21 protein-coding genes are annotated in these 24,559 nt (G+C 70.1%); 4 read left to right on the forward strand and 17 right to left on the reverse strand.

What is annotated here, in order from left to right; genetic code table 11:
• Positions 1-486: a hypothetical protein gene (locus RZ84_RS16370; RefSeq protein WP_043264939.1), complete on the forward strand. Its 486-nt coding sequence runs from the start codon at positions 1-3 to the stop codon at positions 484-486.
• 83 nt (positions 487-569) lie between these two features.
• Here the strand turns inward: RZ84_RS16370 and nuoN are convergent, their stop codons facing one another.
• The 14 genes from nuoN to RZ84_RS16440 are packed head-to-tail and all read right to left on the reverse strand — an operon-like array spanning position 570 to position 16,708.
• The gene (gene nuoN, locus RZ84_RS16375) at positions 570-2,222 is read right to left on the reverse strand and encodes an NADH-quinone oxidoreductase subunit NuoN (protein WP_043264940.1); all 1,653 of its coding nucleotides are present in this window, start codon (positions 2,220-2,222) and stop codon (positions 570-572) included.
• Complete coding sequence (locus tag RZ84_RS16380; protein ID WP_043264941.1) at positions 2,219-3,886, reverse strand: NADH-quinone oxidoreductase subunit M; 1,668 nt, start codon at positions 3,884-3,886, stop codon at positions 2,219-2,221. The genes nuoN and RZ84_RS16380 overlap by 4 nt, the downstream gene beginning before the upstream one ends.
• 3 nt (positions 3,887-3,889) lie before the next feature.
• Positions 3,890-5,773 (reverse strand): NADH-quinone oxidoreductase subunit L, encoded by a 1,884-nt coding sequence (gene nuoL / locus RZ84_RS16385; RefSeq protein WP_043264942.1) that lies wholly within the window; start codon positions 5,771-5,773, stop codon positions 3,890-3,892.
• A 13-nt stretch (positions 5,774-5,786) separates the two neighbouring features.
• A complete protein-coding gene (gene nuoK / locus RZ84_RS16390; protein ID WP_006604821.1) occupies positions 5,787-6,086 on the reverse strand; it encodes an NADH-quinone oxidoreductase subunit NuoK in 300 nt (99 codons plus the stop codon).
• Positions 6,083-6,937, reverse strand: a complete 855-nt coding sequence (locus RZ84_RS16395) for an NADH-quinone oxidoreductase subunit J (protein ID WP_043264943.1) — start codon at positions 6,935-6,937, stop codon at positions 6,083-6,085. The genes nuoK and RZ84_RS16395 overlap by 4 nt, the downstream gene beginning before the upstream one ends.
• Positions 6,934-7,584: an NADH-quinone oxidoreductase subunit NuoI gene (gene nuoI / locus RZ84_RS16400; protein WP_043264944.1), complete on the reverse strand. Its 651-nt coding sequence runs from the start codon at positions 7,582-7,584 to the stop codon at positions 6,934-6,936. The genes RZ84_RS16395 and nuoI overlap by 4 nt, the downstream gene beginning before the upstream one ends.
• Positions 7,577-8,956: an NADH-quinone oxidoreductase subunit NuoH gene (nuoH, locus tag RZ84_RS16405; protein ID WP_043264945.1), complete on the reverse strand. Its 1,380-nt coding sequence runs from the start codon at positions 8,954-8,956 to the stop codon at positions 7,577-7,579. Before nuoH ends, nuoI begins: the two co-directional genes overlap by 8 nt.
• Complete coding sequence (locus RZ84_RS16410) at positions 8,953-11,463, reverse strand: NADH-quinone oxidoreductase subunit G (RefSeq protein WP_043264946.1); 2,511 nt, start codon at positions 11,461-11,463, stop codon at positions 8,953-8,955. Before RZ84_RS16410 ends, nuoH begins: the two co-directional genes overlap by 4 nt.
• Entirely contained in the window at positions 11,460-12,842 is a 1,383-nt protein-coding gene (gene nuoF / locus RZ84_RS16415; RefSeq protein ID WP_043264947.1) for an NADH-quinone oxidoreductase subunit NuoF, read from the reverse strand. Before nuoF ends, RZ84_RS16410 begins: the two co-directional genes overlap by 4 nt.
• Positions 12,842-13,651: an NADH-quinone oxidoreductase subunit NuoE gene (gene nuoE, locus RZ84_RS16420; protein ID WP_052230494.1), complete on the reverse strand. Its 810-nt coding sequence runs from the start codon at positions 13,649-13,651 to the stop codon at positions 12,842-12,844. Before nuoE ends, nuoF begins: the two co-directional genes overlap by 1 nt.
• Positions 13,652-13,698: 47 nt before the next feature.
• A complete protein-coding gene (locus tag RZ84_RS16425; protein ID WP_043264948.1) occupies positions 13,699-15,033 on the reverse strand; it encodes an NADH-quinone oxidoreductase subunit D in 1,335 nt (444 codons plus the stop codon).
• Positions 15,033-15,788, reverse strand: a complete 756-nt coding sequence (locus RZ84_RS16430; protein ID WP_043264949.1) for an NADH-quinone oxidoreductase subunit C — start codon at positions 15,786-15,788, stop codon at positions 15,033-15,035. The genes RZ84_RS16425 and RZ84_RS16430 overlap by 1 nt, the downstream gene beginning before the upstream one ends.
• Positions 15,785-16,339: a NuoB/complex I 20 kDa subunit family protein gene (locus RZ84_RS16435; RefSeq protein ID WP_043264950.1), complete on the reverse strand. Its 555-nt coding sequence runs from the start codon at positions 16,337-16,339 to the stop codon at positions 15,785-15,787. Before RZ84_RS16435 ends, RZ84_RS16430 begins: the two co-directional genes overlap by 4 nt.
• A 9-nt stretch (positions 16,340-16,348) precedes the next feature.
• Positions 16,349-16,708, reverse strand: coding sequence for an NADH-quinone oxidoreductase subunit A (locus RZ84_RS16440; protein ID WP_043264951.1), 360 nt, complete (start codon positions 16,706-16,708; stop codon positions 16,349-16,351).
• Positions 16,709-17,509: 801 nt separating this feature from the next.
• On the opposite strand from RZ84_RS16440, the gene RZ84_RS16445 reads away from it, so the two are divergent.
• Positions 17,510-18,304, forward strand: a complete 795-nt coding sequence (locus RZ84_RS16445) for a C40 family peptidase (protein ID WP_043264952.1) — start codon at positions 17,510-17,512, stop codon at positions 18,302-18,304.
• 366 nt (positions 18,305-18,670) lie between these two features.
• Here RZ84_RS16445 and RZ84_RS16450 read toward each other — a convergent pair whose 3' ends face one another.
• Positions 18,671-19,126, reverse strand: coding sequence for a carboxymuconolactone decarboxylase family protein (locus RZ84_RS16450; RefSeq protein WP_043264953.1), 456 nt, complete (start codon positions 19,124-19,126; stop codon positions 18,671-18,673).
• A 291-nt stretch (positions 19,127-19,417) separates the two neighbouring features.
• The gene (locus RZ84_RS16455) at positions 19,418-20,743 is read right to left on the reverse strand and encodes a geranylgeranyl reductase family protein (protein WP_107068128.1); all 1,326 of its coding nucleotides are present in this window, start codon (positions 20,741-20,743) and stop codon (positions 19,418-19,420) included.
• A gap of 105 nt (positions 20,744-20,848) precedes the next feature.
• Here RZ84_RS16455 and RZ84_RS16460 point away from each other — a divergent pair, with 105 nt between their 5' ends.
• Both RZ84_RS16460 and RZ84_RS16465 read left to right on the forward strand, forming a co-directional pair.
• Positions 20,849-21,415: a GNAT family N-acetyltransferase gene (locus RZ84_RS16460; RefSeq protein WP_078893825.1), complete on the forward strand. Its 567-nt coding sequence runs from the start codon at positions 20,849-20,851 to the stop codon at positions 21,413-21,415.
• Between the two features lie 392 nt (positions 21,416-21,807).
• Positions 21,808-22,698 carry a D-alanyl-D-alanine carboxypeptidase family protein gene (locus RZ84_RS16465; protein WP_107068281.1) on the forward strand — a complete coding sequence of 297 codons (891 nt, stop codon included), beginning with the start codon at positions 21,808-21,810 and terminating at the stop codon, positions 22,696-22,698.
• A 364-nt stretch (positions 22,699-23,062) separates the two neighbouring features.
• Here RZ84_RS16465 and RZ84_RS16470 read toward each other — a convergent pair whose 3' ends face one another.
• On the reverse strand, positions 23,063-23,761 hold the full coding sequence (locus RZ84_RS16470) for a demethylmenaquinone methyltransferase (RefSeq protein WP_043270039.1): 699 nt from the start codon (positions 23,759-23,761) through the stop codon (positions 23,063-23,065).
• Between the last annotated feature and the right edge of the window lie 798 nt (positions 23,762-24,559).

The following is a 24,559-nucleotide window of genomic DNA, read 5'->3' on the forward strand; positions in this document are numbered from 1 at the left end:
GTGCGCAAGGCAGCGCAGTTCGCCGGGGCGGTCGCCGTCGCCGCGCTGCTGCTCAGCGGTTGCGGCAGCAGCGGCGGCAGCGGCAAGGACGGCAGCACCCCCGACAAGACGCCGGAGGCCGCCCCGTCGACTCCCGGCGGCGACGGCAAGGCATCGGGCGCCACCGCGGTCGAGGGCGCGTGGAAGGGCGGCACCGCGTCGAGCCCGCTGGTCCTCGTGGTCGCCAAGGGCACCGTCGCGTTCAGCAACGGCCACAAGTCCGCCTGTATGGGCAAGGTCGAGAAGATGGCCGGGATGACCATGGCCGTCCTCAAGTGCACCGACGGGGACACCACCCGCACCACGGGCACCCTCAAGCCGAGCGCGGACGGCAAGACGCTGACCGTCTCGTGGAAGGGCGGCCCGACCGAGAAGTACACCAAGAGCGAGGACGGCAGCGTGAAGATCCCCGACATGCCGAAGCTCCCGGACCTGCCGAAGAGCTGACCGCCGCGCAGCACAACGGCCGCCGCCCGGGACCCGCGACGGGATACCGGGCGGCGGCCGTTCGCCGGCGGGCCGCAGGGCCCTCAGCGGATGAACACCCCCGCCTGGCCCGCCAGGCCGAGGAAGTACTGCGGCGCCAGGCCGAGCACCAGGGTGGCCGCGACCCCGACCGCGATGGCCGTGGACGTCAGCACGCTGGGCACCGCGACCGTCGGGCCGTCCGCCTTGGGCTCGCTGAAGAACATCAGCACGATCACCCGGATGTAGAAGAACGCCGCGATGGCAGACGAGATCACACCGACCACCACCAGCCAGCCCGCGCCGCTCTCCGCCGCCGCCTTGAACACCGCGAACTTCCCGGCGAAGCCGGACGTCAGCGGAATGCCCGCGAAGGCCAGCAGGAAGACCGCGAAGACCGCGGCCACCAGCGGTGAACGGCGGCCCAGACCGGCCCACTTGGACAGGTGGGTGGCCTCGCCGCCGGCGTCCCGCACCAGGGTGACCACGGCGAACGCGCCGAGCGTCACGAAGGAGTACGCGGCCAGGTAGAAGAGCACCGAGGAGATGCCGTCCTTGCTGGCCGCGATGACACCGGCGAGGATGAAGCCGGCGTGCGCGATGGAGGAGTAGGCCAGCAGCCGCTTGATGTCGGTCTGGGTGATGGCGATGACCGCACCGCCCAGCATCGTGATGATCGCGACGCCCCACATCACCGGCCGCCAGTCCCAGCGCATCCCCGGCAGCACGACGTACAGCAGCCGCAGCAGCGCGCCGAAGGCGGCGACCTTGGTGGCGGCGGCCATGAAGCCCGTCACCGGCGTGGGGGCGCCCTGGTAGACGTCCGGTGTCCACATGTGGAAGGGCACCGCGCCGACCTTGAACAGCAGGCCCATCAGCAGCAGCGCCCCTCCGATCAGCAGCAGCGCGTCATTGCCCATCGTGCCGGCCAGCGCCGGATCGAGCTGCTTGGCGCCGTCCGAGACCACCTCGGCGATCCCGGCGTACGTCACCGTGCCGGCGTAGCCGTACAGCAGCGCCACGCCGAACAGCAGGAAGGCGGACGAGAAGGCGCCGAGGAGGAAGTACTTGACCGCGGACTCCTGCGAGAGCAGCCGCTGGCGGCGGGCCAGCGCGCACAGGATGTACAGCGGGAGGGAGAAGACCTCCAGGGCGATGAAGAGGGTCAGCAGGTCGTTGGCCGCGGGGAAGATCAACATGCCGCCGACCGCGAAGAGCAGGATCGGGAAGACCTCGGTGGTGGTGAACCCGGCCTTGACCGCGGCCTGTTCGGCGGCGCCGCCGGGGACGGCGGCGGGCTGTGCGGCGAAGGAGTCGACGCGGTTTCCGTGCGCCGTGGGGTCGAGCCGGCGTTCGGCGAAGGTGAAGACCGCGATCAGCGACACCAGCAGGATGGTGCCCTGGAGAAACAGCGCGGGGCCGTCGACGGCGAGGGCGCCCATCGCGGCCAGCTGCGCCCTGGACGATCCGAAGCCGCCCGCCGCCAGGCCGATCACCGCGGCGAACGCGGCGGCCAGCGACACCACCGACAGCAGCAGCTGGGCGTAATAGCGGCTGCGGCGCGGCAGGAACGCCTCGATCAGGATGCCGGCCACGGCGGCGCCGAGGACGATGAGCGTCGGCGACAGCTGGGCGTACTCGATCCGCGGCGCCGGGATCCTGCCCGGCGCACCGGCCGCCGCCGTCCACAGGCTGTGGACACTTGCCACGGGACTCACTTCGCGGCCTCCACGTCTTGGTCACGCACGGCTTGGCCGGGCCGGCCCTGGCCGGGCACGGCGGTCACCCGCACGGTGGGCTTGGGGTCCTTCTTGTCCACGACGGACAGGGTGTGGCCGACGGCCGGGTTGACGATGTCGGTCAGCGGCTTGGGATACACCCCGAGGAAGAGCAGCAGCGCGATCAGCGGCGCGACCACCACCAGCTCCCGGGCCCTCAGATCGCGCATCCCGCCGACCTCCGCCCGGACCGCGCCGGTCATCGTCCGCTGGTAGAGGACCAGGACGTAGAGGGCGGCCAGCACGATGCCGAGGGTGCCGATGGCGCCGATGGCCGGATAGCGGCTGAACGTGCCCACCAGGACCAGGAACTCGCTGATGAACGGGGCCAGTCCGGGCAGCGAGAGGGTCGCCAGACCGCCGACGAGGAAGGTGCCGGCGAGGACCGGGGCGACCTTCTGGACGCCGCCGTAGTCCGCGATCAGGCGCGAGCCGCGGCGGCTGATCAGGAACCCGGCGACCAGCATCAACGCGGCGGTCGAGAGGCCGTGGTTGACCATGTAGAGCGTCGCGCCGGCCTGGCCCTGGGAGGTCATCGCGAAGATGCCCAGGATGATGAAGCCGAAGTGGGAGATCGAGGCGTAGGCGATCAGCCGTTTGATGTCCCGCTGGCCGACCGCGAGCAGCGCGCCGTAGAGGATGCTGATCAGAGACAGCACCAGGATGGCCGGGGTGGCCCAGCTGCTGGCCGCCGGGAAGAGCTGGAGGCAGAAGCGGAGCATCGCGAACGTGCCGACCTTGTCGACGACCGCGGTGATCAGCACCGCGACCGGGGAGGTCGCCTCGCCCATGGCGTTGGGCAGCCAGGTGTGCAGCGGCCACAGCGGCGCCTTCACCGCGAAGGCGAAGAAGAAGCCGAGGAAGAGCAGCCGTTCGGTGCCCGTGCCGAGGGTGAGCCGGCCGGATGCCCGCGCCTCGACGATCTGCTGGAGCGAGAAGGTGCCGGCGCCGAGCTGGTGGGCGGTGACGGCGTACAGCCCGATCACCGCGGCCAGCATGATCAGGCCGCCGGCGAGGTTGTAGAGCAGGAACTTCACCGCGGCGTACGACCGTTGGGTGGCGGCCTGCTCCTCGCCGTGCGGGCCGGCCCGGTCCCCGAAGCCGCCGATGAGGAAGTACATCGGGATCAGCATGGCTTCGAAGAAGATGTAGAAGAGGAAGACGTCGGTGGCCTCGAAGGCGATGACCACCATCGCCTCGACGGCCAGGATCAGCGCGAAGAACCCTTGGGTGGGGCGCCACCGGCGGTTGGGCACCGCGCCTTCCAGGGGATCGGCGTCATGCCAGCCCGCCAGGATGACGAACGGGATCAGCAGCGCGGTCAGCCCGATCAGGGCGACCGCGATGCCGTCCACCCCGAGGTCGTAGCGGACCCCGAAGTCCCGGATCCAGGCGTGCGATTCGGTCAGCTGGAACGGGCCCTTGGCGCCGGGCCGGAAGCGGACCGCGATCACCACCGCCAGCACCAGGGTGGCCAGCGAGAACAGCAGCGCCAGCCACTTGGCGGCGGTGCGCCTGGCGGCGGGCACCGCGGCGGTGGCGATCGCACCGATCGCCGGCACCGCGGCGGTCACCGTCAGCAGGGGGAAGGAAAAGGCTGCCATGGCTCAGACACCCCTCATCAGCAGGGTCGCGGCGACGAGAACGGCGGCCCCGCCCAGCATCTGGACCGCGTACGAGCGGACGAAGCCGGTCTGCAACCGGCGCAGCCGGCCGGAGAGTCCGCCCATCGAGGCCGCCGTGCCGTTGACCGCACCGTCCACCAGGGAGTGGTCGAGATAGACCAGGGTGCGGGTCAGATGCTGCCCGCCGCGCACCAGGACGACGTGGTTGAAGTCGTCCTGGAGCAGATCGCGGCGGGCCGCCCGGGTCAGCAGCGAACCGCGCGGGGCGAGCGCCGGGACCTCCTTGCGGCCGTACATCTGCCAGGCGATGCCCACGCCGATGACCAGCACCACCATCGTGGCGGCGGTGACCACACCGGCGCTCACCGGGGAGTGGCCGTGCGCGAACGAGGTGACCGGCTGCAGCCAGGTGACGAAGGTGTCGTTGATGCTGAACAGCCCGCCCGCGAAGACCGATCCGACGGCCAGCGCGATCATCGGGAGCGTCATGACCTTCGGTGACTCGTGCGGATGGACCTCTTCCGGATCCCACCGCCGCTCGCCGAAGAACGTCATCACCATCACCCGGGTCATGTAGAACGCGGTGATCGCGGCGCCCAGCAGGGCCGCGCCGCCGAGGATCCAGCCCTCGGTGCCGCCCTGGGCGAACGCCGCCTCGATGATCTTGTCCTTGGAGAAGAAGCCGGACAGTCCGGGGAAGCCGATGATCGCCAGATAGCCGAGGCCGAAGGTGACGAAGGTGATGGGCATGTGGCTGCGCAGACCGCCGTAACGGCGCATGTCCACCTCGTCGTTCATCCCGTGCATGACGGAGCCGGCGCCGAGGAAGAGGCCCGCCTTGAAGAAGCCGTGGGTGACCAGGTGCATGATCGCGAAGGCGTAGCCGACCGGGCCGAGCCCGGCGGCCAGGACCATGTAGCCGATCTGCGACATCGTCGAACCGGCCAGCGCCTTCTTGATGTCGTCCTTGGCGCAACCGACGATCGCACCGAACAGCAGGGTGACCGCTCCGACCGCGACCACCGCCGTCCGGGCGTCCGGCGCGGCATTGAAGATCGCCCCGGAGCGGGTGATCAGATACACGCCGGCGGTGACCATCGTGGCGGCGTGGATCAGCGCGGACACCGGCGTCGGGCCCTCCATCGCGTCGCCCAGCCAGGACTGGAGCGGCACCTGCGCCGACTTGCCGCAGGCGGCCAGCAGCAACAGCAGCCCGATGGCGGTCAGTCTGCCCTCGCTCGTGGCGCCCGTCGAGGCGAGCACCGGGCCGAAGGCGAAGGTCCCGAACGTCGTGAACATCAGCATGACGGCGATGGACAGGCCCATGTCGCCGACGCGGTTGACCAGGAACGCCTTCTTGGCGGCGGTGGCCGCGCTCGGCTTGTGCTGCCAGAACCCGATCAGGAGATACGAGGCGAGGCCGACACCCTCCCAACCGACGTACAGCAGCAGGTAGTTGTCGGCGAGGACGAGCAGCAGCATCGCCCCCAGGAAGAGGTTGAGATAGCCGAAGAAGCGGCGGCGCCGCTCGTCGTGCGCCATATAGCCGATCGAGTAGATGTGGATCAGCGATCCGACACCGGTGATCAGCAGGGCGAAGGTCATCGACAACTGGTCGAGCTGGAAGGCGAGATCGGCCCGGAAGCCGCCGACCGGGATCCAGCTGAACAGGTGCTCGTGCAGGGTGCGGTGCTCGGCGCTCCTGCCGAGCATGTCGGCGAAGAGCACCACCGCGACGGCGCACGAGGCCACCGCGAAGAGCGAGCCGATCCAGTGGCCGGCGCGGTCCAGGCGCCGGCCGCCGCACAGCAGCAGGGCCGCACCGACCAGCGGTGTCGCGACGAGCAGCGCGATCAAGTTCTCCACTTTGTGCGACCCCTTACAGCTTCATCAGGCTGGCGTCGTCGACCGAGGCCGTATGACGGGTGCGGAAGATCGACACGATGATCGCCAGGCCGACCACGACCTCGGCCGCGGCGACGACCATCGTGAAGAAGGCGATGATCTGGCCGTCCAGATTCCCGTGCATCCGCGAGAAGGTGACGAAGGCCAGATTGCAGGCGTTCAGCATCAGTTCGATGCACATGAACACCACGATGGCGTTCCGCCTGATCAGCACTCCGGCCGCGCCGATGGTGAACAACAGGGCGGCGAGATAGAGGTAGTTGACCGGGTTCACTTCTGGGCCCCTTCCTTCGGCGCCGCGGGACCCGACGGTCCCGGCTCCGCCTCGCCGGAGCCCCGCCCCAGCCGGTCCTCGGAGCGCTGCTCCAGCGCCTTCAGCTCGGCCAGCGACTCACCCGAGACATCGCGGACCTGGCCGCGCTCCCGCAGCGTCGGGCTGACGGTCAGCTCGGACGCGGTGCCGTCCGGCAGCAGGCCGGGGATGTCGACGGCGTTGTGCCGGGCGTAGACGCCGGGGGCGGGCAGCGGCGGCACCTGCTTGCCCTCGCGGACCCGCGCCTCGGACTGCTCCCGCTGGGACTTGGCGCGCTCCGTACGCTCCCGGTGGGTGAGCACCATCGCGCCGACGGCCGCCGTGATCAGCAGCGCGCCGGTGAGTTCGAAGGCGAAGACGTACTTGGTGAAGATGAGCGCGGCCAGGCCCTGCACATTGCCGCCGGCGTTGGCGTCGCCCAGGCCGTTGAACTGCTTGATCGCGGCGTTGCCGATACCGGCGATCAGCAGGATGCCGAAGCCGAGGCCCAGCCCGGCGGCGAGCCAGCGCTGGCCCTTGAGGGTCTCCTTGAGGGAGTCCGCGGCGGTGACACCGACCAGCATCACGACGAACAGGAACAGCATCATGATCGCGCCCGTGTAGACCACGATCTGCACGACGCCGAGGAAGTAGGCGCCGTTGGCCAGATAGAAGACCGCCAGGACGATCATGGTCCCGGCGAGCGAAAGGGCGCTGTGCACGGCCCGTTTCATCATGATCGTGCACAGTGCGCCGGCGACGGCGACGATGCCCAGGAGCCAGAACTGCACGGCCTCCCCCGAGGAGGTCGTGGCGGCGGCGAGAGCGGTCATGCGTGGGCCCCCTTCTCCCGGGCGTCCTGCCCGGCCGCCGCCGCGTCCGGGTCCGGGTCCGCATTCGCTTCCGCTTCCGCTTCCGCGGACGCCGGTTTCTCGCCCTTGGAGACCGCCGCCTGGCGGACCGTCCCCGGAGCGGCCCCGGTCACCAGCCCGTTGTAGTAGTCGCGCTCCGTCATGCCCGGATAGATCGCATGCGGGGTGTCGACCATCGCGTCGTCGAGGCCCGCGAGCAGCTCCTCCTTGGTGTAGATGAGCGATTCGCGGGACTTGTCGGCGAGTTCGTACTCGTTGGTCATGGTCAGCGCGCGGGTCGGGCAGGCCTCCACGCACAGGCCGCACAGAATGCAGCGGAGGTAGTTGATCTGGTAGACGCGGCCGTACCGCTCGCCCGGGGAGTAGCGCTCCTCGTCGGTGTTGTCCGCGCCCTCGACGTAGATCGCGTCCGCCGGGCAGGCCCAGGCGCACAGCTCGCAGCCGATGCATTTCTCCAGCCCGTCCGGATGCCGGTTGAGCTGATGCCGGCCGTGGAAGCGCGGCGCCGTCGGCTTCTTCTCCTCCGGATACTGCTCGGTCAGCCGCTTCTTGAACATGGCCCTGAAGGTCACGCCGAAGCCGGCCACGGGGTTCTGGAACTCAGGCACCGTCGCCCCCCTTTCCGTCGGTCTCATTTCCGTCACTCACAGTGTCCACCCGACCACTGACAATCAACTCGCGGTCCCGGCGCGGGCGCCTGCGCGGCACCGGCGGCAGGCTCTGGCCGGGCAGCGGCGGTACCGGGAATCCGCCCGCCATCGGATCGAAGGCGCCCTCGCCGTCCGGCTCCTCCACCGCGCCGCGCCGGAAGAAGTCCACGAGCAGCGAGATCAGCAGCAGCACGATCGCGCCGCCGGCGACGTACAGCACGATCTGGGAGAAGTCGTAGCCCGCGTTCTTCAGCGCCCGGACGGTGGCGACGAGCATCAGCCAGACCAGCGAGACCGGGATCAGGACCTTCCAGCCCAGCCTCATGAACTGGTCGTAGCGCACCCGGGGAAGGGTGCCGCGCAGCCAGATGAAGAAGAACAGCAGCAGCTGCACCTTGACGACGAACCAGAGCATCGGCCACCAGCCGTGGTTCGCGCCCGCCCAGAACGTGGAGATCGGCCAGGGCGCCTTCCAGCCGCCCAGGAACAGGGTGACCGCGACGGCCGAGACGGTGACCATGTTGATGTACTCGGCGAGCATGAACATCGCGAACTTGATCGACGAGTACTCGGTGTTGAAGCCGCCGACGAGGTCGCCCTCGGACTCCGGCAGGTCGAACGGCGCCCGGTTGGTCTCCCCCACCATCGCGACGATGTAGATGATGAAGGACACCGGCAGCAGCAGCACGTACCACTTGCTCTGCTGCGACTCCACGATGGTCGACGTCGACATCGACCCGGAGTAGAGGAACACCGCCGCGAACGACATCCCCATCGCGATCTCGTACGAGATCATCTGCGCGCACGACCGCAGGCCGCCGAGCAGCGGATACGTCGACCCGGAGGACCAGCCCGCCAGCACGATGCCGTAGATGCCGACCGAGGCCGTGGCCAGGATGTAGAGGATGCCGATCGGGAGGTCGGTGAGCTGCATCGGGGTGCGGTGGCCGAAGATCGAGATCTCGTTGCCGGCCGGGCCGAACGGGATCACCGCGATCGCCATGAAGGCCGGGATGGCCGCCACGACCGGCGCCAGGACGTAGACCACCTTGTCCGCGCGCCGGACGACCAGGTCCTCCTTCAGCATCAGCTTGACGCCGTCGGCGAGCGACTGGAGCAGCCCCCAGGGGCCGTGCCGGTTGGGGCCGATCCGCAGCTGCATCCAGGCGACGACCTTGCGCTCCCAGACGATCGAGAACAGCACCGTCAGCATCAGGAACGCGAAGCAGAACACCGCCTTGACGACGATCAGCCACCACGGGTCGCGCCCGAACATCGACAGGTCCTCTTGGGCCAGCGCGGCCACCGGATGACCGAACCCCTGCATCATGCGTCCACCTCCTTGGCCGGCGCCGGCGTACCGGGGACGGCGGAGACCTTCACCAGGTCACCGGGGAGCGCCCCGGTGTCGGCGGCCACACCGCCGCCCACGGAATTCAGCGGCAGCCACACCACCCGGTCGGGCATCCGCGTGATACGGAGCGGCAGTTGGACCGATCCGGCCGGTCCGGTGACCGCCAGCAGGTCGCCGTCCTCGACGCCGGTCTCCTCGGCGGTGGCGGCCGACAGCCGGGCGAGTGCGGCGTGCCGGGTGCCGGCCAGCGCCTCGTCGCCCTCCTGGAGCAGCCCCTGGTCCAGGAGGAGCCGGTGACCCGCCAGCACGGCCTCGCCGGCGTCCGGGCGGGGCAGCCCACGCCCCGTCTCCACCGGATCGCCGGCGAACGGGCCGCCCCAGCCGCCCAGTTGGTCCAGCTCCCGGCGCACCGCCCGCAGGTCCGGCAGCGCCAGATGGACGTCCATGGCGTCGGCGAGCATCTGGAGCACCCGGGCGTCCGGCTGGAGCAGCCGCCGGGTCATCTGGTCCGGCTTGAGCGCGGCCTCGAACTGCCGGGCCCGGCCCTCCCAGTTGAGAAACGTTCCGGCCTTCTCGACCACGGCCGCCACCGGGAGCACCACATCCGCCCGCTCGGTGACCTCGGAGGGCCGCAGCTCCAGACTGACCAGGAACCCGACCTCGTCCAGCGCGGTCAACGCCCGTGCCGGATCGGGCAGATCGGCGACCTCGACGCCCGCCACCAGCAGCGCGCCGAGCTCACCGGTCGCCGCGGCCTCGACGATCTGGCCGGTGTCCCGCCCGTGCCGGTGCGGCAGCGCGGCCACACCCCAGGCGGCGGCGACCTGGTCCCGGGCCCGCGGATCGGTGGCCGGGCGCCCGCCGGGCAGCAGACCGGGCAGCGCACCCGCCTCGACCGCGCCCCGCTCACCCGCCCGCCGCGGCATCCACACCAGGCGGGCACCGGTCGCGGAGGCGGTACGGATCGCGGCGGTCAGCGCGCCGGGCACCGTCGCCAGCCGCTCGCCGACGATGATCACCGCACCGTCCGCGCGCAGCGCCTCGGCCGCCACCCGCCCCGCGCCGTCCAGCCCGACACCGCCCGCGAGCGCGTCCAGCCACTCGGTCTCCGTACCGGGCGCCGCCGGGAGCAGCGTGCCGCCCGCCTTGATCAGTCCGCGGGTGGCGTGGCTCGCCAGCCCGTAGGTGCGCTGGCCGCTCTTGCGGTGCGCCTTGCGCAGCCGCAGGAAGACGCCGGGCGCCTCCTCCTCCGCCTCGACTCCGGCCAGCAGCACGGCCGGTGCCTTCTCCAGCGCGGTGTACGTGACACCGTCCCCTCCGCCGAGGTCCCGGCCGCGGCCGGCGACCCTGGCGGCCAGGAAGTCGGCCTCCTCGGCGCTGTGCGGCCGGGCCCGGAAGTCGATGTCGTTGGTGTGCAGCGCGATCCGGGCGAACTTGGCGTACGCGTAGGCGTCCTCGACGGTCAGCCGGCCGCCGGTCAGCACCCCGGCCCGCCCCCGGGCTGCGGCCAGTCCGCGGGCCGCGGCCTCCAGGGCGGCGGGCCCGCCCGCCGGCTCCAGTTCACCGGACTCCGGGTCCCGTACGAGGGGGTGCTCCAGCCGGTCCCGCTGCTGCGCGTACCGGAAGGCGAACCGCCCCTTGTCGCAGATCCACTCCTCGTTGACCTCGGGGTCGTCCGCCGCCAGCCGCCGCATGACCTTGCCGCGGCGGTGGTCCGTACGGGTCGCACAGCCGCCCGCGCAGTGCTCGCACACCGACGGCGAGGAGACCAGGTCGAACGGGCGGGAGCGGAAGCGGTACGCGGCCGACGTCAGCGCTCCCACCGGGCAGATCTGGATGGTGTTCCCGGAGAAGTACGACTCGAAGGGGTCGCCCTCCCCGATGCCGACCTGCTGGAGGGCGCCGCGCTCGATCAGCTCGATCATCGGGTCGCCGGCGATCTGGTTGCTGAAGCGGGTGCAGCGCGCGCACAGCACGCAGCGCTCGCGGTCCAGCAGCACCTGCGTGGAGATCGGCACCGGCTTCCGGAACGTGCGCTTCTTGCCCTCGAAGCGGCTGTCCGGGTCGCCGACCTGCATCGACTGGTTCTGCAGCGGGCACTCGCCGCCCTTGTCGCAGACCGGGCAGTCCAGCGGATGGTTGATCAGCAGCAGCTCCATCACCCCGCGCTGGGCCTTCTCGGCCACCGGCGAGGTCAGCTGCGACCTGACCACCATCCCGTCGGTGCAGGTGATGGTGCACGAGGCCATCGGCTTGCGCTGGCCCTCCACCTCGACGATGCACTGCCGGCAGGCGCCCGCCGGGTCCAGCAGCGGGTGGTCGCAGAAGCGCGGGATCTCGATGCCGAGGAGTTCGGCGGCGCGGATGACCAGCGTCCCCTTGGGGACGGAGATCTCGATGCCGTCGATCGTCAGGGTGACCAGGTCCTCCGGTGGAACCGCGGCCTGGCCGCCCCCGGAGGGCGCATTCGTCGTGACGGTCATGCAGTCACCCCCAGGTGGGCGTCGGTGCCGGCCCAGAGGGTCGACTTGGCGGGGTCGAACGGGCAGCCCTTGCCGGTGATGTGCTGCTCGTACTCCTCGCGGAAGTACTGGAGCGAGGAGAAGATCGGCGAGGCGGCGCCGTCGCCGAGGGCGCAGAAGGACTTGCCGTTGATGTTGTCGGCGATGTCGTCGATCTTGTCGAGGTCCTCGAGCCGGCCGCGGCCTGCTTCGACGTCTCGCAGCAACTGCACCAGCCAGTACGTACCTTCACGGCACGGCGTGCACTTGCCGCAGGACTCGTGCGCGTAGAACTCGGTCCAGCGGGTGACCGCCCGGACCACGCAGGTGGTCTCGTCGAAGCACTGGAGCGCCTTGGTGCCGAGCATCGAACCGGCCGCGCCGACGGCCTCGTAGTCGAGCGGCACGTCGAGGTGCTCGTCGGTGAACATCGGCGTCGAAGAGCCGCCCGGCGTCCAGAACTTGAGCCGGTGGCCGGGCCGCATCCCGCCGCTGATGTCGAGCAGCTGGCGCAGCGTGACGCCCAACGGGGCTTCGTACTGGCCGGGGTTGGCGACATGGCCGCTGAGCGAGTAGAGCGTGAAGCCCGGGGACTTCTCGCTGCCCATCGACCTGAACCAGTCCTTGCCCTTGTTGAGGATCGCGGGAACCGACGCGATGGATTCGACGTTGTTCACGACAGTGGGGCAGGCGTAGAGGCCGGCCACCGCGGGGAAAGGGGGACGCAGACGGGGCTGTCCGCGACGGCCTTCCAGGGAATCCAGCAGTGCGGTTTCCTCACCGCAGATGTACGCGCCGGCGCCCGCGTGCACGACCACGTCCAGGTCGAGTCCCGACCCCAGGATGTTCTTTCCGAGGAAGCCCGCCGCATACGCCTCGCGCACGGCCTCGTGCAGCCGGCGCAGTACGGGCACGACCTCACCGCGCAGATAGATGAAGGCAAGGTTCGACCGGATCGCATGACAGGCGATCACGATCCCCTCGATGAGGGAATGCGGGTTCGCGAAGAGGAGCGGGATGTCCTTGCAGGTCCCGGGCTCCGATTCGTCGGCGTTGACAACGAGATAGTGCGGTTTGCCGTCGCCCTGCGGGATGAACTGCCATTTCATCCCGGTCGGGAAGCCGGCGCCGCCACGGCCGCGGAGCCCGGAGTCCTTGACGTAGGCGATGACGTCGTCCGGGGCCATCGCGAGGGCCTTGCGCATGCCCTCGTAGCCCTCGTGGCGCAGATAGGTCCGCAGCGTCCAGGACTCGGGCTCGTCCCAGAACGCGGAGAGGACGGGGGCGAGTACCTTCTCCGGGCTGGCCGCACCTCCGGCCTGCGACCGGGAGGTGCCGCCGAATTCGGCTGCCACGGTCATCACTCCCCCTCCTCGCCCGTCGGGCCGGCGGCATCGTCACTGCGGGGCGGAGCCCCTCCGTCCGGAGTTGCGGCGGATGGGCCGGCCTCGTCGGGCGGGCCGTCCGCGGTGGTGCGCGGGGAGACGACGTGGTCCGCGTGGCCCGGGGCCACCTCGCCCTTGGCCAGGCGCAGTCCGATCAGGGAGGCGGGGCCGGCGCCGCCCGTGGCCTCGACGACGCCCGGCCGCCGGTCCGGGAAGCCGGCGAGCATCCGGGCGGTCTCCTTGAAGGTGCACAGCGGAGCGCCGCGGGTGGGCCGGACGGTCCGGCCGGCCCGCAGGTCGTCGACGAGCCGCCGGGCGGACTGCGGGGTCTGGTTGTCGAAGAACTCCCAGTTGACCATCACGACGGGGGCGAAGTCGCAGGCGGCGTTGCACTCGATGTGTTCGAGGGTGATGGCGCCGTCCTCGGTGGTCTCGCCGTTGCCGATGCCGAGGTGGTGCTTGAGGTCCTCGAAGATGGCGTCGCCGCCCATCACCGCGCACAGGGTGTTGGTGCAGACCCCGACCTGGTAGTCGCCGCTCGGCCGGCGGCGGTACATGGAGTAGAAGGTCGAGACCGCGGTGACCTCGGCGGTGGTGAGGTCGAGCAGCTCGGCGCAGAAGCGGATGCCGGTGCGGGTGATGTGCCCCTCCTCGGCCTGGACCAGGTGCAGCAGCGGCAGCAGCGCCGAGCGCGAGTCGGGGTAGCGGGCGATCACCTCCCGGGCGTCCGCTTCCAGCCGGGTCCGTACGTCGGCCGGGTAGTCCGGGGCCGGGAGTTGGGGCATGCCCAGCTGGACGTCGTGCTGGACGTCATTGCGTGCCGGAGTGGCGTTCACCGGTCGACGCCTCCCATCACGGGGTCGATGGACGCGACGGCGACGATGACGTCGGCGACCTGGCCGCCTTCACACATCGCTGCCATGGCCTGCAGGTTGGTGAAGGACGGGTCGCGGAAGTGCACCCGGTAGGGGCGGGTGCCGCCGTCGCTGACCGCGTGGACGCCCAGCTCGCCCTTGGGCGACTCGACGGCGGCGTACGCCTGTCCTGGTGGGACCCGGAAGCCCTCCGTCACCAGCTTGAAGTGGTGGATCAGGGCCTCCATCGAGGTGCCCATGATCTTCTTGATGTGGTCGAGGGAATTGCCGAGGCCGTCGGGGCCGAGGGCCAGCTGGGCGGGCCAGGCGATCTTCTTGTCCGCGACCATCACGGGCCCGGGCTCCAGCCGGTCCAGGCACTGCTCGACGATCCTCAGCGACTGGCGCATCTCCTCCAGCCGGATCAGGAACCGGCCGTAGGCATCGCAGGTGTCGGCTGTCGGCACCTCGAAGTCGTAGTTCTCGTATCCACAGTACGGCTGCGTCTTGCGCAGGTCATGGGGCAGTCCGGCGGAGCGGAGGATGGGCCCGGTGGCTCCGAGAGCCATACAGCCGGCCAGGTCGAGGTAGCCGACGTCCTCCAGGCGCGCCTTGAAGACCGGGTTGCCGGTGGCGAGCTTGTCGTACTCGACGAGGTTCCTGCGCATCTTCTTGACGAAGGCCCGCACCTGGTCGACGGCGCCCGGCGGCAGGTCCTGGGCCAGGCCGCCGGGGCGGATGTAGGCGTGGTTCATCCGCAGGCCGGTGATCAGCTCGTAGATGTCGAGGATCAGCTCCCGGTCGCGGAAGCCGTAGATCATGATCGTGGTGGCGCCCAGCTCCATGCCGCCGGTGGCGATGGCCACCAGGTGGGAGGAGAGCCGGTTGAGTTCCATCAGCAGTACGCGGACGACCGAGGCCCGGTCGGGCACCTGGTCGGTGATGCCGAGCAGCTTCTCCACGGCCAGGCAGTAGGCCGTCTCGTTGAAGAAGGGCGTCAGGTAGTCCATCCGCGTCACGAACGTCGTGCCCTGCGTCCAGGTCCGGTATTCGAGGTTCTTCTCGATACCGGTGTGCAGGTAGCCGATGCCGCAGCGGGCCTCGGTGACGGTCTCGCCGTCGATCTCCAGGATCAGCCGGAGCACGCCGTGGGTGGACGGGTGCTGCGGCCCCATGTTGACGATGATCCGCTCGTCGTCGGACTTCGCGGCGCCCGCCGCGACCTCGTCCCAGTCGCCGCCGGTGACGGTGTAGACGGTGCCTTCGGTGGTCTCGCGGGGGGTTGCGCGGGACGCCTCGCTGGGAGTGCTCATCAGGAATACGACCTCCGCTGGTCGGGAGCCGGGATCCGGGCGCCCTTGTACTCGACGGGAATGCCGCCGAGCGGGTAGTCCTTGCGCTGCGGGAAGCCCTGCCAGTCGTCCGGCATCATGATCCGCGTGAGCGCCGGGTGCCCGTCGAAGACGAGGCCGAAGAAGTCGTAGGTCTCGCGCTCGTGCCAGTCGTTGGTCGGATAGACCTCGACGAGCGAGGGCACGTGCGGGTCGGCATCCGGGGCCGAGACCTCCAGCCGGATCAGCCGGTTGTGGGTGATCGAGCGCAGGTGGTAGACGGCGTGCAGCTCGCGGCCCTGGTCGCCGGGGTAGTGGACGCCGCTGACGCCCGTGCAGAGCTCGAAGCGCAGCGCGGGGTCGTCGCGCAGCGTCCGGGCGACGGCCGGCAGACACTCCCGGGCGATGTGGAAGGTGATCTCGCCACGGTCGACGACGGTCTTCTCGATGACGTTCTCGGGCACCAGGCCCTGTTCGTCCAGGGCGCCCTCCAGCTCGTCGGCGACCTCGTCGAACGCTCCGTACTCTCCGCCGCCGGCCGGCCCGCCGTACGGCCGCGCGCTCGCGCCGGGCAGCCGGACGGACCGCACCAGCCCGCCGTAACCGGAGGTGTCACCGCCGTTGTTGGCACCGAACATCCCGCGGCGGGGGCCGATCACCTCGCCGGTGTCGGCGCGCTGCGCCGGGACGGCCTCGTCCGGCCGGTCCGGGGTCTCGGGGTTCTTCGGCTCGCTCACCGCAGCAGGCCCTTCATCTCGATCAGCGGGAGTGCCTTGAGCGCCGCTTCCTCCGCTTCATGGGCCGCCTGCACCCGATTGACCCCGAGCTTGCTGCTCTGGATCTTCTGGTGGAGCTTGAGGATGGAGTCCATGAGCATCTCGGGGCGCGGCGGGCAGCCCGGCAGATAGATGTCGACGGGCACGATGTGGTCGACGCCCTGGACAATCGCGTAATTGTTGAACATGCCGCCCGACGAGGCGCAAACCCCCATGGAAATCACCCACTTCGGGCTCGGCATCTGGTCGTAGACCTGCCGCAGGACCGGCGCCATCTTCTGGCTCACCCGGCCGGCCACGATCATCAGGTCCGCCTGCCGCGGGGAGCCGCGGAAGACCTCCATGCCGAAGCGGGCCAGGTCGTAGCGCCCGGCACCGGTGGTCATCATCTCGATGGCGCAGCAGGCCAGCCCGAAGGTCGCGGGGAAGACCGATGACTTGCGCACCCAGCCCGCGGCCTGCTCGACAGTGGTCAGCAAAAAGCCGCTGGGCAGCTTCTCTTCCAGTCCCATTGGTGACCCCTAGTCCCATTCCAGGCCGCCACGCCGCCAGACGTAGGCGTAGGCGACGAAGACGGTGAGCGCGAAGAGGAGCATCTCGACGAGCCCGAACAGCCCCAGGGCGTCGAAGGTGACGGCCCAGGGATAGAGGAAGACGATCTCGATGTCGAAGACGATGAAGAGCATCGCCGTCAGGTAGTACTTGATCGGGAAGCGACCGCCGCCGGACGGGTGCGGCGTCGGCTCGATTCCGCATTCGTACGCTTCGAGCTTGGCCCGGTTGTAGCGCCGGGGGCCGATGAGCGTGGCCATGACCACGGAGAAGATCGCAAAGCCTGCCCCGAGGGCTCCCAGTACGAGGATGGGCGCGTAAGCGTTCACCGTCCTCGCTCCCTTCAGTCGACGATGACTGGATGGCGGTCCGCTCGGGCTTACCGGCTGCCCCGTGGAGATCGTGCCTATGTGAGGCAGTTCACAAGCCCGAATGCCTGCATCTTATGCCCGTCGCTCTGTGATCTGCGACACGGGGTGAGACAACGACTTTGTGATCTTCACCACCTGACGAAGGATCATGGAACCAGACGCCCGGTGATCTCCTTACACGACGCTCGCCAGTGATCACTAGAGGTGATATCCGCCAAGGTTACCGCTGGTCAGGGCGGACGCCGCATTATCAAATGGCATGCATTGCAAGCAAATTGGCACCGGACGAAATCAACTGCTATATGCGCCGGGCCCGTAGACGTGATCCGCTCGTGACCCGGCCGTGATCGTCGGTGCGTGCCCCGATTCACGAGCGCGCCCGACGGACCCGGCGGGCGGGTGGCCGACTCCCGACCGACCCCTGATCGACCACCGGCCGACTTCCGATCGGCGACCGGCCGGCCACTCGGTCACGGGAACATAACGGACACTCACGAGTGACCTATCCCACGCGATTTGAAGCACTAAGTCCTTGACGCCCGGGAAGCCTTGTCGTGGCGGATGAGGAAGTGGTAAGCACCCTCGGAGCCCGCACCGAGCGTCAAATGCCGTGCGTAGGAACATGATCGCGAATTCCGGACATCGCGCCGACGAAACGGCGGGCAGTCAAAAGTCCGTTTTGTTCGTCGCGTACGCGTCAAGTGTGGCGTACTGCACCTTTGTTGGCAGCAACCTGCGGCTCCTGATAGCCGTGGTGCCATGTCCCCGAACGCACTCATACCCAGCCACCGGAAGCCCCGCCGTTCCGCGTCCTCGCGGGCCCTGCGTGCGGGCGTGACCGGTGGCTTCCTCACCCTCGCGGTCACCGGCACGACCGTGCCGGCCAACGCCGTCGAAAGGCCCGTCTCCGAAACCCAGGAGATACCCACCATCACGGCGGCACTGGCCACCAGCGCCACCGAGAGCGCGGACGCCGCCCAGCAGGCCGCGTTCAACTACGAGCGCCAGGCGCTCCGCGACGCCGCCGCCGCCAAGGCCGACAAGGCGGCGAACAAGGCGAAGGCCGCCGCCGAGAAGAAGGCCGAAGCCGAGGCCGAGGCGAAGAAGGCCGCCGCCGAGGCCCGCAAGGCCAAGGAAGCCACCCAGGCCCGCGCCTCGCGCTCCGACGAGCGCACCACGCTCTCCACCTCCAACGCGACCGGCAGCGCCGCCACCCTCATCGCCTTCCTCAAGTCGCAGCTCGGCAAGGCGTACGTGCTCGGCTCCAGCGGCCCGTCCTCGTACGACTGCTCCGGCCTGACCCAGGCCGCGTTCGCCCAGATCGGCGTCGACCTGCCGCGTGTCTCGCAGAGCCAGTCGACCACCGGCACCCCGGTCAGCCTCGGCAACCTCCAGGTCGGGGACATCCTGTACTGGGGCAGCGCGGGCAGCGCCTACCACGTCGCCGTCTACGTCGGTGGCGGCAACTTCATCGGCGCCCAGAACCCGAGCACCGGCATCGTCGAGCGCCCGCTCAGCTACGACCAGCCCACCGGCGCGGTGCGCGTCCTCTGAGACCCCGCACCCCGGAAAGCCCTGAAGGGCCGCCCCTCCCCCGCTCGGGAGGGGCGGCCCTTCGCCGTGGGGGCGGACGTCCACGCCGGCCACCGGGCCACCCGTCAGCTCGCGAGGAACGCGGGCGGGTCGGCGTTGAACTGAGCGCGGTGGCCGGCGTGGATGCCGTGGATGGCGCGGCCTCGTGGATGCCGTGGCCGGCGCGGATGGCGCGGCCGGCGGTCGGATACTCCTGCGGCCGGGCCCTCCTTGCGGACGGCGGCGGGGTCAGCTCGCCGGTGTGCCCGCCGCCGTATCCACAGACTGTGCGCGGTACGCGGAAGGGCCGCCCCGTATGGAGCGGCCCCGCGTCGGTCGTGCCTCACTTCACCAGCCGGCACCGGCGGGCTGCCGGGGCGTGGCGTTGAGGCGGGTGAACAGGTTCGTCAGCCCGATCGTCAGGACGAGGGAGGCGAGCTGGCGCTCGTCGAAGTGCCGGGAGGCCGCGTCCCAGACCGCGTCCGGCACCGGGTCGGACCGGTCGGCGAGGCGGGTGGCGTACTCGGCCAGCTCCAGGGCGGCGCGCTCGGCGTCGGTGAAGTACGGCGCCTCCCGCCAGGCCGCCACCGCGAACAGCTTGTCGTCGCCGACTCCCGTCTTGCGGGCGCTCTTGACCCCGCCGTCGACGCAGAAGCTGCACCCGTTGATCTGGCTCGCCCGCAGGTGCACCAGCTCCAGCGTCTCCTCCGGCACCCCACCGCTGCGGGACGCCTTCGCCACGTTGAGGAGCGGCTGCATGGCCTCCGGAATGACCACCGCGGGGTTCTTCATCCGTGCACCCATCACTGCTCTCCTTACGGAATCTACGGAATCCAGCCGGCGAGCCCTGCCGGCTTCTCGCCGTCACTGCACTGACGGATCCCGCCCGGAGAATGTGACGACGGACCGGCCCCCTTTTTCCGGGACCGGCCCGCGGGCCGCATCGCGCCTGGTCAGACGCGGTTCAGTAGGTGCGGGGAGAGACGCATCCCGGTATCCGAAGTCCGGTAGGCAAGCCCGCCGGCCGAGGCCCCGGAGAACGCCCGCCGGCCGAGGCTCCCGAGCCGAGGCCCGCGAGACGCCGCGCCGGCCGCGTCACGCCTTCGGCGCGACCTTGCTCAGCCCGTTGATGATCCGGTCCATCGCGTCGCCGCCCGTCGGGTCGGTGAGGTTGGCGAGCATCTTGAGCGTGAAGCGCATCAGCAGCGGGTGGGTCAGACCGCGCTGGGTGGCGATCTGCATGACCTTCGGGTTGCCGATCAGCTTCACGAAGGCACGGCCGAGGGAGTAGTAGCCGCCGTAGGTGTCCTTGAGGACCTTCGGGTAGCGGTGCAGCGCCAGCTCGCGCTGGGCGTACGTGGCACGGGCCTGCGCCTGCACGATGACCTCGGCGGCGATCGCGCCGGACTCCATCGCGTACGCGATGCCCTCCCCGTTGAACGGGTTGACCAGCCCGCCCGCGTCACCGACCAGGAGCAGGCCCTTGGTGTAGTGGGGCTGGCGGTTGAACGCCATCGGGAGAGCGGCGCCGCGGATCGGGCCGGTCATGTTCTCCGGGGTGTAGCCCCACTCGGCCGGCATCGAGGCGCACCACGCCTTGAGGACCTCCCGCCAGTCCAACTCCTTGAAGGAGGCCGAGGTGTTCAGCACTCCCAGCCCCACATTGGAGGTGCCGTCGCCGATGCCGAAGATCCAGCCGTACCCGGGCAGCAGCCGGTCCTGCGCGCCGCGGCGGTCCCACAGCTCGAGCCAGGACTCCAGGTAGTCGTCGTCGTGCCGGGGTGAGGTGAAGTACGTACGGACCGCGACGCCCATGGGGCGGTCCTCGCGCCGGTGCAGGCCCATGGCGAGGGAGAGCCGGGTGGAGTTGCCGTCGGCGGCGACCACGATCGGGGCGTGGAAGGTGACCGGGATCTTCTCCTCGCCGAGCCGGGCGTGCACACCGGTGATGTGGCCGGTCAGCTCGTCGACGATGGGCGCGCCCACGTTGCAGCGCTCATGGAGCCGCGCACCGGCCTTCTGCGCCTGCCGGGCCAGCTGCTCGTCGAAGTCGTCGCGCTTGCGGACCAGCCCGTAGTCCGGGTAGGAGGCGAGGTCCGGCCAGTCCAGCTGGAGCCGCGAGCCGCCGCCGATGATGCGCAGGCCCTTGTTGCGGAGCCAGCCCGCCTCCTCGGAGATGTCGATGCCCATCGCCACCAGCTGCTTGGTGGCGCGCGGGGTGAGCCCGTCGCCGCAGACCTTCTCGCGCGGGAACGCGGTCTTCTCCAGCAGGAGGACGTCCAGCCCCGACTTGGCGAGGTGGTAGGCGGTGGCCGAGCCGGCCGGCCCGGCGCCGACGACGATCACATCCGCGCGGTGCTCCGAACGCGGCGTTGCCGCGGACTCGGTGACGGACTCGGTCACGGACGCGGACTCGGTCACGGCGTTGTCTCCCGGAAGTCGATATCTGGATATCTGGGTGCCGACCGGCACTGGGCACGTGCAGTCTATGGGGGCCTTGGTAATCGGAAACCGAAGGGTTGTCCCATGAAGCCCGAGCCCGACCCGACCGACCCGACGGGCCCGACCGGCCCCCGCCCCACCCTTCCCACCGCCCTTCCCGCCGTCGAACTCCGCGTCCCCACCGAAGAGGACGCACTGAACTGGCACCGGGTCTTCCACCACCCCGAAGTGATGGAGTTCCTCCGCGGCGCCCCCGCCGAACTCTCCGTCTACGAGGAGCTGACCGCCCGCCAGCGCCGCCACCACGCCGAACGGGGCTTCTGCCTCTATACGCTCCTGGACCCGGCGGACGGCGCGGTCATGGGGTTCACCGGCGCCCAGCCGTGGCCGCAGGAGTGGGGCCCGGCCGGCGAGATCGAGATCGGATGGAGGCTCGGCCGCGCCTACTGGGGCAAGGGGTACGCCACGGCGGCGGCGCGGGCGGCCCTGGATGCCGTACGGGCGGCCGGGGTGCGCCGGGTCGTCGCGGTGGTGGACGCCCGCAACGAGCGCTCGACAGCGGTGACCCGACGACTGGGGATGCGCCACACGGAGACGCTGCTGAGGCCGACGGACGGGCGGAAGGCGTACTGCTACCACCTGGACCTGTGACGGGCCACCGGCAGGACCTGCGACCGGCCACCGGCGGGGGCGGTGCGCCTACCCGGCCATGGAGCCGGACCGACAGGGACCCGGCCAGGAACACGGCCGTGGACACTGCCCTGTTCACGGCCGTGGACAGGGCCGGGAACACTGCCGTGAACGCGGCCGTGAACAGGGCGCGAAACGTGAACAGGGCGCGAAAGACGACGAAACCAGCGAACACGTCCAACACGCCGAACACGCCGAACATGCGAACGCGGCGACCAGGCGGTGACAAGACGGCGAAAAATACCGCCCGGCCGCGTGCATCCATTGCCCCACCCCGCACGTCTCACCAGTGAGCGGCATTCTCAAGTGACCGCACTGCAGGGGTATTTGGAGCATCCACTTTGAAAATCGGCATCAAAGGCATTAAGGGCATTCGTCGCGCTTCCGCGGTCGTCGTCACCGCCGGAGCCGTCCTGACCGCCGGGGCGTTCAGCTCCCAGGCGCAGGCCGCTGCCCTCCCGACGCCCACGATCAACGCCCCCGGCGGCTTCGTGATGAACAACGGCAGCGGGACGACCCTCTACAGCAAGGCTGCGGACACCCGGCGCGCCACGGGGTCCACCACCAAGATCATGACGGCCCGGGTGGTGCTCGCGCAGAAGAACCTCGACCTGGATTCGAAGGTCACGATCCAGAAGGCGTACAGCGACTACATCGTCAACAACAACTGGGCCTCGTCGGCGCATCTGATCGTCGGCGACAAGGTAACGGTACGTCAGCTCCTCTACGGGCTGATGCTCCCGTCCGGCTGCGACGCCGCGTACGCGCTGGCCGACAAGTTCGGCAGCGGCTCGACCCGGGACGCCCGGGTGGCGTCGTTCATCGGCCAGATGAACGCCACCGCCAAGAGCCTGGGGCTGAAGAACACCCACTTCGACTCGTTCGACGGCATAGGGCGTGGCAAGAACTACTCGACGCCGCGCGACCTGACCAAGATCGCCAGCAGCGCGATGAAGTTCTCCACGTTCCGCACGGTCGTGGGCACCAAGTCGACCAAGCAGAAGGTCATGACGAAGAGCGGCGGCTACCGCTACATGTCGTGGACCAACACCAACAACCTGCTCGGCAGCTACAAGGGCACCATCGGCGTCAAGACCGGCTCGGGCCCGGAGGCCAAGTACTGCCTGGTGTTCGCCGCCACCCGCGGCGGCAGGACGGTCATCGGCACGGTCCTCGCCTCCTCGTCGATCGGCACCCGCACGGCGGACGCGAAGAAGCTGATGGACTACGCGTTCAAGAAGTAGCCCCGCCAGTTGGCCGGGTTCTCCCGGCGGGAACCGACCCGCCGGGAGAACCCGGGCCCCTGGAGCCCTGACACGCAGGACTCCAGGGGCCCGGGTGGACACCCCGAGTGGACAGGTGGACACACTGGGCTCCCGGGGCCCGGACAACTCAAAACCGGTAACCCAAAACTGGGGTAACCCAAAACCGGGGCCCGCTCGTATTCGTACCGGAGGTACGTGGCGAGCGGGCCCCGGCACATCGCACGCTTACGCGTTGGCAGGCTTCCGCCTTGGCAGGCTTACGCCTTGACCCGTTGGCACGTCGCCCGTTGAAGCGCCTGCCGGCGGAAACGAGTCTCAGAGCGCCTGCCGGCGGAAACGAGTCTCAGCCGGTGGGCTTCGTCCCCCGGTGGAGCGCCACGACACCACCGGTCAGATTGCGCCAGGCGACCTTGGTCCAACCCGCCGCCTGGAGCCGCGCGGCCAGTTCGGGCTGGTTGGGCCAGGTGCGGATGGACTCCGCGAGATAGACATAGGCGTCCGGGTTGCTGCTGACCGCCCGGGCCACCGGCGGCAGCGCCCGCATCAGGTACTCGGTGTACACGGTCCGGAACGGCGCCCACGTCGGCTCGCTGAACTCGCAGATCACCACCCGCCCACCGGGCTTGGTCACGCGGTACAGCTCGGCCAGCGCGACGTCGGTGTCCTGGATGTTGCGCAGCCCGAAGGAGATCGTGACGGCGTCGAACACGCCGTCCGCGAACGGCAGCCGCGTCCCGTCCCCCGCCGCGAACGGCAGCCACGGGCGCCGCTTCTTGCCCTCGGCCAGCATCCCGACGGAGAAGTCGCACGGCACGACGTACGCACCGGTGGCCGCGAACGGCAGCGAGGAGGTGCCGGTACCGGCCGCGAGGTCGAGCACCCGCTCCGCCGGGCGAGCGGCCACCGCGCGGTCCACCTCCTTGCGCCACCGCCGCGCCTGCCCCAGGGAGAGCACGTCGTTGGTGAGGTCGTACCGAGCCGCCACGTCGTCGAACATCGCGGCGACTTCGTGCGGCTGCTTGTCCAGGGATGCTCGGGTCACCCGGCCATTGTCCACCGTGCGACGACCGCCCCCCGCACCGGGCGGCACACCGAGCCCGGAACCCCACCGCGCCTCGGTCAGCCACCGGGCTTCGGTCGGCGGCCACGCGTCGGTCGGCGGCCACGCTGCGGTCACCCACCGCACCTCCGTCGGTCGCCGCGCCTCGGCCAGCCACCGCGCATCCGTCAGTCGCCGCGCTTCGGTCGGCCGCCGCGCCTCGGCCGGCAACCGCACTTCGGTCGGTTGTCACGCGTCGGTCAATCGCTGCGCGTCGGTCAGTCGGAGACGGCCGATCCGCGCGCCCTCGGCTTGCCTGGGCTGGTCGAGGACGGCCGTACCACGCGCCCGCTGCCGGCCTGGGGCTGCTGCCTGGGGCTGGTCGGGGACGGCCGTATGCCCCCCTCAGAACATCCGGGCGGTCCAGCGTTGCGTAGCGCATCGTGAGCGGCCGGTCCGGCCGTCCCCGCGCTTACGATCTTGCAGGGCTGAATGTCTCGCTCCGCTTCCCTTGACGGCGCCCTGACGTGCGACAAGTTGGCGCTAATGAATCCTTAACGCCCATATACCCCATCGCGCCCGGCTGTTGACGCCTACTCATCGGGCCCAAGAGGGGCCCCGCATCTCCGAGCCCTTGGCACGCCGCACCCACTTGGCGGCCGCCGCCCTTGTGCGGCCACCACATCTCCCAGCCTTTGGCACTCGCCCGCTCCCCCGAGCAGTTCTCGCGCGTCCGCCCGCCCATCGCACCGCACCGCTCCGCACCGCTTTCGCACCCCAGATTCCGTAGCACCCACTCGA

It is taken from the genome of Streptomyces sp. CT34 (assembly GCF_000805335.1).
In the GTDB taxonomy this organism is placed as follows: domain Bacteria; phylum Actinomycetota; class Actinomycetes; order Streptomycetales; family Streptomycetaceae; genus Streptomyces.